13 protein-coding genes are annotated in these 15,452 nt (G+C 59.6%); 5 read left to right on the top strand and 8 right to left on the bottom strand.

The genetic code is table 11. The features are described from left to right. Positions 1-355: 355 nt before the first annotated feature. Positions 356-961 (top strand): cold-shock protein, encoded by a 606-nt coding sequence (locus AC3WQN_RS16860; RefSeq protein WP_103400037.1) that lies wholly within the window; start codon positions 356-358, stop codon positions 959-961. Positions 962-1,055: 94 nt separating this feature from the next. On the opposite strand, the gene AC3WQN_RS16865 is transcribed toward AC3WQN_RS16860, so the two are convergent. Continuing rightward, positions 1,056-1,262, bottom strand: coding sequence for a SlyX family protein (locus tag AC3WQN_RS16865; RefSeq protein ID WP_095145248.1), 207 nt, complete (start codon positions 1,260-1,262; stop codon positions 1,056-1,058). Between the two features lie 3 nt (positions 1,263-1,265). Then, a complete protein-coding gene (locus AC3WQN_RS16870; RefSeq protein WP_095078627.1) occupies positions 1,266-1,691 on the bottom strand; it encodes an HIT domain-containing protein in 426 nt (141 codons plus the stop codon). Positions 1,692-2,614: 923 nt separating this feature from the next. Between AC3WQN_RS16870 and AC3WQN_RS16875 the strand changes: the two genes are divergently transcribed. Continuing rightward, a complete protein-coding gene (locus AC3WQN_RS16875) occupies positions 2,615-3,913 on the top strand; it encodes an OprD family porin (protein ID WP_095145245.1) in 1,299 nt (432 codons plus the stop codon). Between the two features lie 255 nt (positions 3,914-4,168). Here AC3WQN_RS16875 and AC3WQN_RS16880 read toward each other — a convergent pair whose 3' ends face one another. After that, positions 4,169-5,005, bottom strand: coding sequence for a mechanosensitive ion channel family protein (locus AC3WQN_RS16880; RefSeq protein ID WP_095078563.1), 837 nt, complete (start codon positions 5,003-5,005; stop codon positions 4,169-4,171). 138 nt (positions 5,006-5,143) lie between these two features. After that, on the bottom strand, positions 5,144-5,629 hold the full coding sequence (locus AC3WQN_RS16885; RefSeq protein ID WP_103400038.1) for a YajQ family cyclic di-GMP-binding protein: 486 nt from the start codon (positions 5,627-5,629) through the stop codon (positions 5,144-5,146). Positions 5,630-5,772: 143 nt separating this feature from the next. On the opposite strand from AC3WQN_RS16885, the gene AC3WQN_RS16890 reads away from it, so the two are divergent. The 3 genes from AC3WQN_RS16890 to AC3WQN_RS16900 are packed head-to-tail and all read left to right on the top strand — an operon-like array spanning position 5,773 to position 9,359. Continuing rightward, complete coding sequence (locus AC3WQN_RS16890) at positions 5,773-6,690, top strand: putative 2-dehydropantoate 2-reductase (protein WP_103400039.1); 918 nt, start codon at positions 5,773-5,775, stop codon at positions 6,688-6,690. A 45-nt stretch (positions 6,691-6,735) separates the two neighbouring features. Further along, positions 6,736-8,775 (top strand): sensor histidine kinase, encoded by a 2,040-nt coding sequence (locus AC3WQN_RS16895; protein WP_103400040.1) that lies wholly within the window; start codon positions 6,736-6,738, stop codon positions 8,773-8,775. Between the two features lie 2 nt (positions 8,776-8,777). Further along, complete coding sequence (locus AC3WQN_RS16900; protein ID WP_103400041.1) at positions 8,778-9,359, top strand: cob(I)yrinic acid a,c-diamide adenosyltransferase; 582 nt, start codon at positions 8,778-8,780, stop codon at positions 9,357-9,359. A gap of 277 nt (positions 9,360-9,636) precedes the next feature. Here AC3WQN_RS16900 and AC3WQN_RS16905 read toward each other — a convergent pair whose 3' ends face one another. The 4 genes from AC3WQN_RS16905 to secA all read right to left on the bottom strand — a co-directional run bounded on the left by AC3WQN_RS16905 (position 9,637) and on the right by secA (position 15,398). After that, a complete protein-coding gene (locus tag AC3WQN_RS16905; RefSeq protein WP_103400042.1) occupies positions 9,637-10,581 on the bottom strand; it encodes a Nudix family hydrolase in 945 nt (314 codons plus the stop codon). Further along, positions 10,578-11,210, bottom strand: coding sequence for a glutathione S-transferase (locus tag AC3WQN_RS16910; RefSeq protein WP_103400043.1), 633 nt, complete (start codon positions 11,208-11,210; stop codon positions 10,578-10,580). Before AC3WQN_RS16910 ends, AC3WQN_RS16905 begins: the two co-directional genes overlap by 4 nt. Positions 11,211-11,326: 116 nt before the next feature. Next, positions 11,327-12,544 carry a bifunctional glutamate N-acetyltransferase/amino-acid acetyltransferase ArgJ gene (gene argJ, locus AC3WQN_RS16915; protein WP_103400044.1) on the bottom strand — a complete coding sequence of 406 codons (1,218 nt, stop codon included), beginning with the start codon at positions 12,542-12,544 and terminating at the stop codon, positions 11,327-11,329. 118 nt (positions 12,545-12,662) lie between these two features. Further along, on the bottom strand, positions 12,663-15,398 hold the full coding sequence (secA, locus tag AC3WQN_RS16920; protein ID WP_103400045.1) for a preprotein translocase subunit SecA: 2,736 nt from the start codon (positions 15,396-15,398) through the stop codon (positions 12,663-12,665). Between the last annotated feature and the right edge of the window lie 54 nt (positions 15,399-15,452).

A 15,452-nucleotide genomic window follows, 5' to 3' on the forward strand; every position in this document is an offset into this window, starting at 1 on the left:
ACAGACTCGTTTCACGTCCCTCCCGCGACAGATTGCCCCTCCCATTCCGCATTGCCTGGCGACACCTCGCTCAAGCTCCCCGAAAACCGGGAAAAACCCTCTAGGACAAGCGTTCAGGCGGCACCGGGTTCAGCTCCCGCGCCGATTGCTCCGCGCCCTTGGTCACATGCCGCCCGCGCTGATTTGAGAAGGTACGGCCTTTGCTGTTAAATAGGCGATGTGTCACTGCCGCTCTTTCCTTGCGTGCCGTGCATAGGCTGATAGCGGGCGCGTGCCCAACGCCTCCCATTGTTCAGAAGCGAACCGCGCTCAATCAGCTCTTCCTTGCGATCCGTCTTAACGTGAGTCAATCAAAATGTTGAAAATCGTCCACCTGCTAACGGGCGCAGCAGCCTTGCTGTTGTCCTTTATCCCTAGCCTGCGAACCGAAGCCATACCCTACCTGCAACAACCTGACGCGCTGTACCTGGCGTTCTTCGGCCTGCTCAACCTGACCCTCGCACCGGTGATTCCGTACTGGAACAAAGGCGTTCGTCAGCAACTGCAAAATCTGGTCAGCGCCTTGCTGGTGCTCACTGTCGTCCTGCAAACCCTGACACTTCTGGCGCCCATGCCGGAAATTGGCGGTCATCCCGCCGTCCTGTTCAGCCTTATCGTCGCGCTGGTCGCGGTAGTGCTGCATCTGGCCGTCAGCTTCTACAAGTCCTCGCCAACAGTCGCTACTCATCAAAACTATGACATGACCAACCGTGATACCGGGACCGTCAAGTGGTTCAATACCTCCAAGGGCTTTGGCTTCATTTCTCGCGACTCGGGTGATGATATTTTCGTGCACTTCCGCGCCATTCGCGGCGAAGGTCACCGTGTCCTGGTCGAAGGCCAGCGCGTGGAGTTCTCGGTCATGAACCGGGATAAAGGCCTGCAAGCCGAAGATGTGATCGCAGCGTTGCCGCGCCGCTGATTCCAGCCACGCAACCACGCTCAAAAAAAACCGCGAGCAGCCAGGCTGCTCGCGGTTTTTTTATTGCCCGCCGACAGGCGGCACACAGCAACACTCAGTAGTGCGGTGGCGGAGCTTCCTCTTCAAAGGACTCAAACTGCCCCGCCATTTCCTCCTGTCGCTTGAGCAGCGCGGTCATCTGCAACTGCAAGCGCTCCACCACCCGTTGCTGCGCCACCAGCACGTCGTTCATTGCCTCAATGGTGTCGTCCTGGAAAGCCAGTCGACTTTCTAGATCCATAACGCGCTCTTCCAGGCTCATGACTCAACCCTCCAGAAACGTGAAATCATCGGTCAACACCAAACGCAGCCGCTCTCGAATCGCCGCCACCTGCTCGGCCGTGTAAGGCGTGGCCGGGTGCTTGCCCCAGACTGGCGCTGGCCAGGCCGCATCCTCGCGCTTACGTACAATGACATGCATGTGCAACTGACTAACCACATTACCCAGGGTCGCGACATTCAACTTGTCGGCGTCGAACGAGTCCTTGAGCAACTCGGCAAGTCCTGTAGTTTCTCGCCACAACTGCGCCTGGTCTTGACTGTCCAGTTGAAACAGCTCGCTGATATCCGCCCGTCGCGGCACCAGGATGAACCAGGGGTAATTTGAATCGTTGGACAACAACAACCGACAGAGAGGGAAGTCCCCGATCGGCAGGGTGTCTTGTTCAAGTCGTGGATCTAAAGCGAACACCGCACACACTCCCGCATATTCAATGAGTTTTGCCAAACGCCCGGCCTTCGAGACTGCGGCGCATGCCATACCAGACCAGCATACCCGCGAACCGGGCGCGGTTCACGACCAATGTCACACCCCGACCAAGGTCACTTCGCACAGGAACCTGCCACGCACGACAACGCCCCACCACGGAACAACCTCACCTTCCCCCGCACCAATCCGGTACGAATGTACAGGCTCCGGATCGAGCATTTTCTCCGTCCAGGCCGGACAACGCCCGAGCCCAAGCCCCCTGGTTCGCTGGCCTGACTAAAATTTACAGAGTTTTTGCGGCACGAATCTGTAATGCGTCTACGCTGAGTCCCTCAAGCATCCGCCGTTTACTCACTCGAAAGGGTGGACCGGTAACATTTCGTGTTGATCACCACGCCCAGTCTTGGTGCAACACCAGAACAACCAGGGAGTCAAGCACGAACAATCGGGCCTCACACCCCCGTATTCATGAGGCCTTGCCCACAGAAACGAAGCTGATTGAAAAAACCGGGAGAAAAAAGCCGATTTGTGCACGTTTGTTGCATTCATTCCCACATCGTCTATAAGGCGGCCGCCGGAAGCGGAAACCTCTAGACCATAAAAAAATAGCGGCAAGGTAGCCCAAGGAGATTCAAGTGCGGGACAAGGACTCTTTTTTCTGACACCCAAGCCTTGCCAAACAACGCTGAAGTTGTCGGTCCGAATGCACAGAATTTGCAGAATTACGACCTCGAGCGAGCATTTTGCGACAGGCCCGTACAGATGCAGAAAGGATGAAAGCGCAAGTATCGCCAACATTGTCGGCGTGATATAAGTTTGCGCCGACACAAAAAGAAAGAGCCGCCCAGATAATAAATCAGGTGGGACGGCAGAACTCTTCAAAAAAACCAAAGGAGCAAATCACGATGCGCGTGATGAAGTGGAGCATGATCGCACTGGCTGTTTCAGCAGGCACCTCGCAGTTCGCAATCGCGTCTTCTCAGGACGAAGCCAAAGGCTTTATTGAAGACCAAAGTCTGAATGCCAAGACTCGTATCGAGTACATGAACCGCGACTTCAGGAACGGCGCTGGCAACATTGCCAAGTCCGGTGGCGGCTACAAAAGCGGCTATCGTCAGGACACCGGTATCAGTGAACTGGTTACCTACGAATCCGGTTTCACTCAAGGCCTCATCGGCGTAGGCGTGGACGCAATGGTCATGGGTACCGCCAAGCTGGATGGCGGTGAAGGTCGCTCCGGCAACGGCATGTTCGCCCGCAACGGCGCTGGCGAACCTGAAGACGCACAAGGCAAATCCGGTGCCGCAGTCAAGTTCCGCCTCTCCGACACCACCCTGAAGTACGGCCGCCAGTTCGTTGCCAGCCCGGTATTCGCGACCGACGACAGCCGCTTGCTGCCAGAAGTTGCCGAGGGTACCTACCTCACCAGCAAAGAGATCAAAGGCCTGGAAGTCAGTGCAGGTCGTTTCACCGCCCTCAGCTCGCAAACCGGCATGGGCAAGGACAGCATCAACGGTGCTGGCAACCCTGGCCTGACCAGCGCCAACATCGCTGGCGCCACCTACCAGTTCACCGACAACTTCGTGGCAGGCATCGCGGCATCCGACGTTGAAGACTACTTCAAGAAGCAGTACATCAACGCCAACTACACCCTGCCGATCAACGAAGATCAATCGCTGAACTTCGACTTGAACGCGTACAAGACCAAAGACCAGGGCCAGGCGCTGTACGGCGCGCAGGACAACAAACTGTGGAGCTTGGCAGCTGCCTACAGCCTCGGCGCACACAAGTTCACCCTGGGCTACCAGCAGTCGTCCGGCGACACCAACTACCTGTACGGCGTTGACGGTAACGGCACGATCTTCGTCGCCAACTCCATCCAGATCTCCGACTTTATCGGTCGTGAAGAGAAATCCTGGCAGGGTCGCTACGACCTGAACATGGCCACCTACGGCGTACCAGGCCTGAGCTTCATGAGCCGTTATGTTTACGGTGACAACATCGAGACCGATTCCGGTACCGAAGGTAAGGAGCACGAGTTCAACTTCGAAACCAAGTACGTGTTCCAGGAAGGTCCGGCCAAGGATCTGTCGCTGCGTCTGCGTAGCGCCATCTACCGCGCCAACACCGCTTACAACGAAGAGTACACGGCTGACAACAACGACGTACGTATCATCGTTGAATACCCTCTGAGCATCTTGTAATCAGCGGCTTTCAATAGCGTCTAGAGCCTGGCTCAACTAAAAAGCCCCTCACCCGAATAAGGTGAGGGGCTTTTTTGTTACTGTTTGATGACAGTTACAAACAAAGGCGGTGCCGCAGAAAATTTAATAGCAAGCTAATAATAAGTTAGCGCACTATTAAACTTCCCGCTTTGTAAAAACACTCAAGGGGCCAATTGGCCCCTTGAGTCAAACACCAATACCCGACCTGCAGCGCCGGACTTCCAACCGATGTGTTCAGGCGGTTTCCTGAACCATGCGAATCACGCGCTGTGGAAACGGAATATCAATACCCGCCCCTTTCAGGCGATCGCGGGAGTGCTCGTTGAAGTGGAACAGCACATCCCAATAGTCCGCCGTCTTCACCCAGACGCGCAGGGAAAGCGTGATCGAGCTATCGCCCAGGGTCGATACCACCGCCACCGGCTCAGGATCGGCCAGTACACGTGCATCATTGGCCAGTTCCAGCAGCACCGCGCGGGCCTTCTGCAAATCGGCGTTGTAGTCCACGCCAACGTCGAACACCACTTTGCGGGTAGGTTGACGGTTAGTGTTGGTGATGATGCCATTGGACAGCACGCCGTTCGGCACGATGACGGTCTTGTTGTCGCCGGTGCGAATAATCGTGTGGAAGATCTGAATGCTGTCGACGGTGCCCGCCGTGCCCTGGGCTTCAATCCAGTCACCAATGCGGAACGGACGGAACAACAGAATCAGCACGCCGCCCGCGAAGTTCGCCAGGCTGCCCTGCAAGGCCAGGCCGATGGCCAGACCCGCGGCACCGATGGCGGCCACGAACGAGGTGGTTTCAACGCCGATCATCGACGCGACACTCACCACCAACAGCACCTTGAGTACGATGTTGGCCAGGCTGCTGATGAACCCTTGCAGGGCCAGGTCAGCATTGCGCAGCGCCAACAGCTTGCCAACCTTGTGGGTCAGCTTGTTGATCAGCCACCAGCCAATGGCCAGTGTCATGACCGCCAGCAGCACACGACTGCCGTACTCCATGATCATCGGGATCCAGGCCTGGGAAGCCTTCACCAGGTTGTCCACTTCAGCGTTCAAATCCATATTTTCTCTCCTGATTCCCGGCTACCCGGCACATAAAAACCAAGCGACAGAAAGATCATGCCCCTCGAGGCTCGATCATTTCTGCCGTTGCTTGGGCCTCGGACGTCAATAACGCCGAGAGGTTCCCCCGAAGACTGATCAGTCGCGGAAGTTGTTGAACTGCAGTGGCATGCCGAATTCCTTGCCGCGCAGCGCCGCGATGGCTTCTTGCAGGTCGTCACGCTTCTTGCCGGTGATACGCACCTGCTCGCCCTGAATGGCGGCCTGGACCTTGAGCTTGGCATCCTTGACGTGAGCAACGATCTTCTTCGCCAGCTCCTTGTCGATGCCTTCCTTGAGTACGGCTTCCTGCTTCATCAGCTTGCCGGAAGCGTAGGCCTCTTTGACCTCAAGGCATTGCACATCGATCTTACGCTTGACCAGCGCCAGCTTGAGGATCTCGATCATCGCCTCCAGCTGGAAGTCGGCTTCGGCGGTCAGGTTGACGGTCAGGTCCTTTTCCTTGAACTCGAAGCTGCCTTTGCCTTTCAGGTCATAACGACGGTCGAGTTCCTTGACGGCGTTCTCGACCGCGTTGGTGAGTTCGTGTTTGTCCAGTTCGGATACCACGTCGAACGACGGCATGTAGTCTCTCCAGTAAAAAAGGGCGCGCGCAATAAAGATGGAGCACGCCTGGCTTGCGGTTAAAATCCGCGCTGATTATAACGGGTCTTTCCCCATCTTCGCTGCGAGCCTCACATGCGCCTGCCAATCCGAGCAAAAAACTGATGTCGACCACCTGGCATGTCCTCGGCGCCGGCAGCCTGGGCACCCTGTGGGCCACGCGCCTGGCAAGGGCCGGGCTACCCGTGCAATTGATACTGCGCGATGCAGCGCGATTGCAGGCCTATCAGGCAACAGGCGGCTTGACCCTGGTCGAGCAAGGTGAAGCGACCCACTATGCGATCCCTGCGACGACCCTCGAGTGTGTCGGCCCGATCGATCGTTTGCTGGTCGCCTGCAAGGCCTACGATGCCGAAGGCGCCGTGGCGCAATTGGCGAGGCGCCTGACACCCGACGCCGAATTGATCCTGCTGCAGAACGGCCTGGGCAGCCAGGATGCCGTGGCCGCGCGCGTTCCGCACGCTCGCTGCATTTTTGCCTCGAGTACCGAAGGCGCCTTTCGCGATGGCGACTGGCGCGTGGTGTTCGCCGGTCACGGCTACACCTGGTTGGGCGACGCCCGTCAACCCGTGGCACCGGTCTGGCTGGAGGACATGAGCGCGGCGGGCATCCCTCATGAGTGGAGCACGGAGATTCTGACTCGACTCTGGCGCAAGCTGGCACTCAATTGCGCAATCAATCCGCTGACCGTCCTGCACGATTGCCGCAACGGCGGCTTGCAACAGCACCATTGCGAAGTCGCCACCCTGTGCGCCGAGCTGAGCGAGTTGCTGGAACATTGCGGCCAGCCCGCCGCCGCCCACGACCTGCAGCAGGAAGTCGAGCGGGTGATCCTGGCGACGGCAGCCAATTACTCATCCATGTACCAGGATGTGGCCAACCAGCGCCGGACCGAAATCAGCTACCTGCTGGGTTATGCCTGCACCGTCGCCTCGCGGCATCAATTGGTATTGCCGCACCTCAACCAACTCCAGCAACGCTTGATTGCGCACCTGCGTACCCGTGGATTGCCCAGCGACTGAGCAGCGGCTACGCTGGCCTCCTGTTCTTCTTTAGCGACGACCCCCATGCCTTTGCGCCAGCGCCTTGAAAACCTTCCGGTCGGCCAGAAACTGCTGGCCGCCCTGTTGGTGCTGTTGATCACCGTGTTACTGGTGGCCAACCTGACCTTTATCAGCGCCGCCTACTGGATCTCCCAGGAAAGCATGGCACCGCAAGCCCTGCAGACCATCGGCCGGCTGGTCTCCAACCCGGCGCTTGCCAGCCAGTCATTGAATTCGCCACAAGACGCTGAAAACCTGCTCAACGAACTCAACAGCTACACCCCGTTACGGGCAGCGGCCCTGTATGACGGCAAAGGCCAGCGCCTGGCCCAGGTGCAGCATGGCGAGACACTCGAACTGCCCAAACACTTTCGGCACATTGAAACCTGGCAGGCCACGGAGTTCCGCAGCAATCAACTGATCACACTGCCACGCCCGGGCCAGGCCCCCGGCCATCTGCTGCTGGTCGCCAGCAGTGAGTTGCCGGTCGCGTTCTATACCGGCACCCTGACAGCCAGCCTGGGGATCCTGATTTTCAGCGTGCTGCTGTGGATGCTGATTGCCCAGCAGATCAAACGCCTGATTACCCAGCCGATTCATCAACTCGAAGAACTGTCCCGACAGGTGACCCGCGAAGAAAACTATGCCCTGCGTGCCGCTCGCGGTAACCACGACGAAATCGGCAGCCTCGCTGAAGCCTTCAACACCATGCTCTCGCGCATCGAAGCCCGCGAGCAGCAACTCAAGCGCGCCCGCGACGACTCCCAGGCCGCCTACGACCAGGCCCAGGGCCTGGCTGAAGAAACCCGCCATACCAACCGCAAGCTGGAGCTGGAAGTCCAGGTGCGCAGCAAGATCGAGAAGAAGCTCACGGGCTTTCAGAACTACCTCAACAGCATCATCGACTCGATGCCGTCAGCCCTGATTGCCCTGGATGAACAGCTGTACGTGACCCAGTGGAACCAGGAAGCCAGCGCCCTGTCCGGCACACGCCTGGATGAAGCCTTGAACCAGCCGATTTTTCTCGCCTTTGAACCACTCAAACCGTTTCTGCCGCAGCTTCGGGAGACCGTCGAACAGCACAGCGTGGTCAAGATCGAGCGCGTGACCTGGACCCGGGATGATGAAGCCAAACACTATGCGCTGACCTTTTATCCGTTGATGGGCGGTGCCGGACGCGGCGTGGTGATCCGGATCGACGACATCACCCAGCGCCTGTCCCTGGAAGAAATGATGGTGCAGTCGGAGAAAATGCTCTCGGTGGGCGGCCTCGCGGCCGGCATGGCCCACGAGATCAACAACCCGCTGGGCGCCATCCTGCACAACGTGCAGAACATTCGCCGGCGCTTGTCCGCCGACCTGCCCAAGAACATCGAAACCGCCGAACAACTGGGCCTGGAACTGGACAGCGTCAATCAGTACCTGCAAAGCCGCGAAGTGCCGCAATTGCTCGACGGCATCCAGCAGGCCGGCGCCCGGGCGGCGAAGATCGTCACCCACATGCTCAGTTTCAGCCGCCGCAGCAACCGGCAAATGGCGCCCTGCGACTTGCCAGCGCTGATCGACCAGGCCGTGGAGATCGCCAGCAATGATTTCGACCTGACCATTGGCTTCGACTTCAAGGGCCAGGCCATCGTTCGCCAGTTCGACCCGCAACTGGGCCCTGTCCCCGGCACTGCCAACGAGCTGGAACAAGTGCTGCTCAACCTGCTGAAAAATGCGGCCCAGGCGATCCACCAGCGCGAGGACGACCGCGAACCTGGTCGAATCATCCTGCGCACTCGCCTGAACCCGCCATGGGCGGAAATTCAGGTCGAGGACAACGGTATCGGCATGAGCGAAAGCGTGCGCAAGCGCACCTTCGAACCGTTCTTCACCACCAAGGAAATCGGCCAGGGCACGGGCCTTGGGCTTTCGGTGTCGTACTTCATCATCACCAACAACCACAAGGGTCAGATGGAAGTGCAATCGACCCAGGGCCAGGGCACCTGCTTTACCTTGCGCCTGCCATTAGTCGCGAGCGCCCCGCTCGCCCCCCACGAACTCAGACAACTGGAGCGCTAAGCATGGGTTTTCGCCTGTCGAAAATTTACACCCGCACCGGCGACAAAGGTGAAACCGGGCTTGGCGATGGTCGCCGGGTCCCCAAGGACCATCCACGGGTCGAGGCCATCGGCGAAGTCGACACACTGAACAGCCAACTGGGACTGCTGCTGGCCGGTCTGGCCGAAAGCCGTCGCGCACATCCCGGCTTGCAAGAGATCTGCGAGGTGCTGGAACCTTGCCAGCACCGCTTGTTCGACCTGGGTGGCGAACTGGCGATGCCGGTGTATCAAGCGCTGAATGCGGCGGAAGTCGAACGCCTGGAAGCGGCCATCGATGCCTGGAACGAAGAACTGGGGCCGTTGGAGAATTTCATTCTGCCCGGTGGCTCGGCGCTGATCGCTCAGGCCCATGTTTGCCGCAGCCTGGCCCGCAGTGCCGAGCGCCGCTGCCAGCACTTGAATGCTGTCGAGCCGTTGGCCGGCGTGGGACTGGCCTACATCAATCGCTTGTCGGATTTGTTGTTTGTAGCGGCGCGGTTGATTGCCAAGCGCCAGGGGATTGCGGAGATTTTGTGGCAGGCGGCGAAAAAGCCCGAGGTTTAGTGGAAAGCCATTTCGTCAGATACGCCGCCTTCGCGGGCAGCCCCTGGAGCCTCCGCATATGCAGTAATGCCACTCATTCAAGTGTGAACGCTGCTCCCGTGGCGAGCAAGCTCGCTCGCCACGGGATATGTGTTCGGCATCCCGCACCTGACGAGAGCGGCCATATGTCCCAGACCGTTGCTCCCACAATAGACCTGCTGTGACCACATTACGTGTGAACACCAAAGATCTAATGTGGGAGCTTGCTCACGATGACGCCAGTAGCCTCACCGCGTATTCAAGCCTCTGGCCAGAACGCCCGGATCCCCGCCACGCCCTGCGCGCCTGCTTCCCAAGCCTTTTGCCGCTCGGCAGGGCCAACACCGCCCAGCAGAAACACCGGCTTGCTGAACCCGGCAATCAGCTGTGAGGCCTGTTCCCATCCCAGCGGTACTGCATCGGGGTGAGTCTGGGTCGGCTGGACCGGCGACAGGGTGACGAAATCCACTCCCATCTGTTCGGCCAGGCTCAATTCCTCAGCGTTGTGGCAGGACGCCGCCAGCCAGCGCGACGCGGGCAGTGGACGCCCGGCGCTGGCGTACTTGCGCAGTTGAGCCGCCGTGATGTGCCAGCCGGCGGACGGGAAGTCGCCCAACCACTCGAACGGCCCCTTGAGCATCAGTTGCGCCTTGCCGGCACACAATCCCACCGCATCCACCGCCAGATCGCGATACTTGGGATCGTAGCCATTGGGTGCGCGCAACTGGATCAGCTTGACCCCTCCGGCAATGGCCTTCTGGATACCCCGCAACATCACCGGGGTTTCCAGATCATCCGGGGTGATCAGGTACTCGCTCGGCAAACGGGCCGCCGCGACAATCGGCTGGTTGGCCGCCGGAAACTCGTAGTTGCCCAGCTCACGCCCGGTCACCCAGGCCAATGGCTGGCCTTCAGCGCCGTGGGGCTCACCGGTAAACGCCGAGACCTCCCAGACATCCAGCAGCACCTGCTTGTCCGGGTAATCATGGTGAACCGTGATCAGCGGCCGTGCTGCCGTGACCACAATCCCCAGCTCTTCGTGCAGTTCGCGGGCCAGCGCAACCTGCACGGCTTCGCCCTCCTCGACCTTGCCGCCGGGAAACTCCCACAATCCGCCCTGGTGCTGGGCATCAGCACGGCGAGCGATCAGGATCTTGCCACCGGCATCACGGATGACCGCTGCCGCTACATGAACTCGTTTCACCGCCCTGCTTCCTCTAGACCGGCTTTCTGCCAGACCTTGAAGGCTGGCCACTGGTAAATCGTCTCGACATACGCCGCATCGACCGCTGGCAACTCGACCTGATAGGTGCGCAGGCGCACGGCAATCGGTGCGAAGAAGGCATCGACCAGGCTCACCTCACCGAACAGGAACGGACCGCTTTCGCTCGAAGCGGCGCGGCATTCGGCCCACAGCGCCAGCATGCGCTCGATTTCCGTCTTCACTTCAGGCGGCATCGGCGACAGCGGTGCGTCGCGGCTCAAGTCGAACGGCATGTTGCCGCGCATGGCAAAGAAACCGCTGTGCATTTGCGCACAAGCTGAACGGGCCTGGGCACGGGCGGCGATGTCCTTGGGCCAGAGACTGGCACTCGGGAAACGTTCGACCAGGTACTCAGCGATGGCCAGCGAGTCGGCGATGGTGCCGTGCTCGGTTTTCAGCAAGGGAACCTTGGCGGTTGGCGAATGCTTGAGCAGTTGCTCGCGGGTATCGGGCTGGTTGAGCTTGATCAGCTCTTCGGTGTAGCTAGCGCCGGCCAGGTCAAGGGCCAGTGCAGCACGCAGGGACCAGGATGAGTGCAATTTGTCGCCGATGATCAGGTGATAACTCATGTTCGGGACCTTTTGAAGTAGGAAACATGCCAGTCTAGTTAGCGACTGACAAACCGCCATCGCGAGCAGGCGGCGCTCCGTCTGCTCGCGATGGGGGCGACACGATCCAAGCGTGATTACGTCCGGTATTCGGCGTTGATTTTCACGTACTCGTGGGACAGGTCAGTGGTCCAGATGGTTTCGCTGCAATCACCACGACCCAGTTCGATACGAATGGTGATTTCTTCACGCTGCATCACGGCCGAGCCCTGGGCCTCCGTGTAGGTCGCTGCACGGGCACCCCGGCTGGCGATACACACTTCACCCAGGAACACGTCGATCTTGCTCACGTCCAGGTTCGGCACGCCGGCACGACCTACCGCCGCCAGGATACGACCCCAGTTCGGATCGGAGGCGAACAGCGCAGTCTTGATCAACGGCGAGTGTGCCACGGTGTAGCCGACATCCAGGCATTCCTGGTGATTGCCGCCGCCGTTGACTTCGACAGTAACGAACTTGGTGGCACCTTCGCCGTCACGCACAATGGCCTGCGCCACATCCATGCACACCTCGAACACTGCCTGCTTGAGCGCCGCGAACAACGGACCTTCGGCGGTGGTGATTTCCGGCAACGCAGCCTTGCCGGTGGCGATCAGCATGCAGCAATCGTTGGTCGAGGTGTCGCCGTCGATGGTGATGCGGTTGAACGACTTGTTCGCGCCGTCCAGCATCAGGTTCTGCAGTACCTCGCGGGAGACCTTGGCGTCGGTGGCAATGTAGCCGAGCATGGTCGCCATGTTCGGGCGAATCATGCCGGCGCCTTTGCTGATGCCGGTCACGGTGACGGTCACGCCATCGTGCTGGAACTGGCGGCTCGCCCCCTTGGGCAGGGTGTCGGTGGTCATGATCCCGGTGGCCGCGGCTTCCCAGTTGTTTTCCGACAGGTCGTCCAGCGCCGCTTGCAGGGCGCCTTCGATCTTCTCGACCGGCAGCGGTTCGCCAATCACGCCCGTGGAGTACGGCAACACCAGGCTTGCATCAACGCCGGTCAGCTCTGCCAGCTTGGCGCAGGTGCGCTCGGCGGCGGCCAGGCCCGGCTCACCGGTACCAGCATTGGCGTTGCCGGTGTTGGTCAACAGGTAGCGCACCGGGCCTTGTACGCGTTGCTTGGCCAGGATCACCGGTGCCGCGCAAAAGGCGTTCAGCGTGAACACACCGGCAACGGTCGAGCCTTCAGCACAGCGCATGACCACAACATCCTTGCGCCCGGGGCGCTTGATGCCAGCCGAGGCGATACCGAGTTCAAAACCGGCAACCGGGTGCAACGTTGGCAAAGGACCAAGACCAACAGCCATGAATGCGCTCCTCAATAGGTGATGTCTGCACCGTCGCCACGACGGTGTTTCGAATGGTAAAACGCCGCGACGGCTGATGCCGGTCGCGGCGCGGGTATTTCAGCGTATGAAACGGGTTTTACTGGATCTGCCCGTGGCAATGCTTGAATTTCTTGCCCGAACCGCAGTAGCACAGCTCGTTGCGACCCAGCTTCTGCTCGCTACGCACCGGTGCGGTGGCGAGGGCTACATCGACCTCCTCACCGATCAACTCCGGCTGTTCCAGGCCAGGGGCTTCGTCGTGCTGGAACTGCATGCGTGCAGCCAGTGCCTCGGCTTCCTGACGCAGACGCGCTTCTTCTTCGATCGGATCTTCGCGGCGAACCTGAACGTGAGACAGCACACGGATCGAGTCGCGCTTGATCGAATCCAGCAGCTCGGAGAACAGGGCGAACGACTCGCGCTTGTATTCCTGCTTCGGGTTCTTCTGGGCGTAGCCACGCAAGTGGATGCCATGACGCAGGTGGTCCATGGTCGCCAGGTGGTCTTTCCACAGGTCGTCCAGCACGCGCAGAACGATTTGCTTCTCGAAGGTGCGCAGCGCTTCGGCGCCCGCCTGGTCTTCTTTCTCGTTGTACGCCGCAATAAGCTCCTGCATCAGCTTCTCACGCAGGGTTTCTTCGTACAGGTGATCGTCTTCGTCGAGCCATTGCTGGATCGGCAGCTTCACCCCGAAGTCGCTTTCCAGGGCTGCTTCCAGACCAGCAACGTCCCACTGCTCAGGCAACGATTGCGGAGGAATGTGCGCGCTGACGGTAGCGTTGAGCACGTCCTGACGGAAGTCGGCGATGGTTTCACCGATGTTGTCGGCGGCCAGCAACGTGTTACGCATGTGATAGATCACTTTACGCTGTTCGTTGTTGACGTCGTCGAACTCAAGCAACTGCTTGCGAATGTCGAAGTTACGGCCTTCAACCTTGCGCTGGGCCTTTTCGATGGCGTTGGTCACCATGCGGTGCTCGATCGCTTCGCCAGGCTGCATGCCCAAGGCCTTCATGAAGTTTTTCACCCGGTCAGAGGCGAAAATGCGCATCAGGCTGTCTTCCAGCGACAGGTAGAAGCGGCTGGAACCGGCGTCACCCTGACGGCCGGCACGGCCACGCAGCTGGTTGTCGATACGGCGCGATTCGTGACGCTCGGAAGCGATGACCTGCAGGCCGCCCGATTCGAGCACCTGCTGGTGACGCTTCTGCCAGTCGGCCTTGATCTGGGCGATCTGCTCGGGTGTCGGGTTTTCCAGGGTCGCCACTTCCACTTCCCAGTTACCGCCCAACAGGATGTCGGTACCACGACCGGCCATGTTGGTGGCGATGGTCAGGGCGCCCGGACGACCGGCCTGAGCGATGATCTCGGCTTCTTTTTCGTGGAACTTGGCGTTCAGGACCTTGTGCTCGATGCCTTCTTTTTCGAGCAGACGGGACATGTGCTCCGACGTTTCAATCGTCGCGGTGCCCACCAGGACGGGGCGACCCGCCGCCATGCTTTCCTTGATGTCGGCAACGATGGCGGTGTATTTTTCGTCCGCGGTGAGGAACACCAGGTCGTTGTAGTCTTTACGCGCCAGCGGCTTGTTCGGTGGAATGACCATGACCTGCAGGCCATAGATCTGGTGGAACTCGAACGCTTCGGTGTCGGCGGTACCGGTCATGCCGGACAGCTTGTTGTACAGGCGGAAGTAGTTCTGGAACGTGGTCGACGCCAGGGTCTGGCTTTCGGCCTGGATGTTCAGGTTTTCCTTGGCCTCGATGGCCTGGTGCAGGCCTTCGGAGAGACGACGGCCCGGCATGGTACGCCCGGTGTGCTCGTCGACCAGCACTACCTGACCGTCCTGCACGATGTATTCGATGTTGCGATGGAACAGCTTGTGCGCACGCAGGCCGGCATAGACGTGGGTCAGCAGGCTCAGGTTGTGCGCCGAGTACAGGCTCTCGCCTTCAGCCAGCAGGCCGATGCGGGTCAGTACTTCTTCGATGTACTGGTGACCGGCTTCGTTGAGCTCGACCTGGCGGGTCTTCTCGTCAACGGTGTAGTGACCGGCCTTGGTGACGACGCCTTCCTCTTCCTCGACGTGCAACTCCAGCTGCGGGATCAGCTTGTTGACCTCGATGTACAGCTTGGAGCTATCCTCGGCCTGACCGGAGATGATCAGCGGGGTACGGGCTTCGTCGATCAGGATCGAGTCGACTTCGTCGATCACGGCAAAGTTGAGTTCGCGCTGGAATTTTTCTTCCATGCTGAACGCCATGTTGTCGCGCAGGTAGTCGAAACCGAATTCGTTGTTGGTGCCGTAGGTGATGTCGGCGGCGTAGGCGGCACGCTTCTCTTCCGGCGGCTGGAACGGCGTGACCACGCCGACCGTCATGCCGAGGAATTCATAGAGCGGGCGCATCCAGTTGGCGTCACGACGAGCCAGGTAGTCGTTCACGGTTACGACGTGCACGCCATTGCCCGACAGCGCGTTGAGGTAAACACCCAGTGTCGCCACCAGGGTCTTGCCTTCACCGGTACGCATTTCGGCAATCATGCCTTCGTGCAGTGTCATGCCGCCGATCAACTGAACGTCGAAGTGGCGCATGCCCATGACGCGCTTGCCGGCTTCACGGGCTACCGCAAAGGCTTCTGGCAACAGCTTGTCGAGGCTTTCCCCTTTGGCGATGCGGGCCTTGAATTCGTCGGTCTTGGCACGCAATTGATCGTCCGAAAGGGCCACCATTTGCTCTTCGAAGGCATTGACGAGTTGCACCGTCTTGAGCATGCGTTTGACTTCACGCTCGTTCTTGCTTCCAAAAAGTTTCTTTAACAAAGGCGCAAACATATCGGCAGGATCTTCCACACTAAAGGGATGGAGGGCGGCCCCGTGAGTCGCCCG

The organism is Pseudomonas sp. FW300-N1A1 (genome assembly GCF_058789115.1).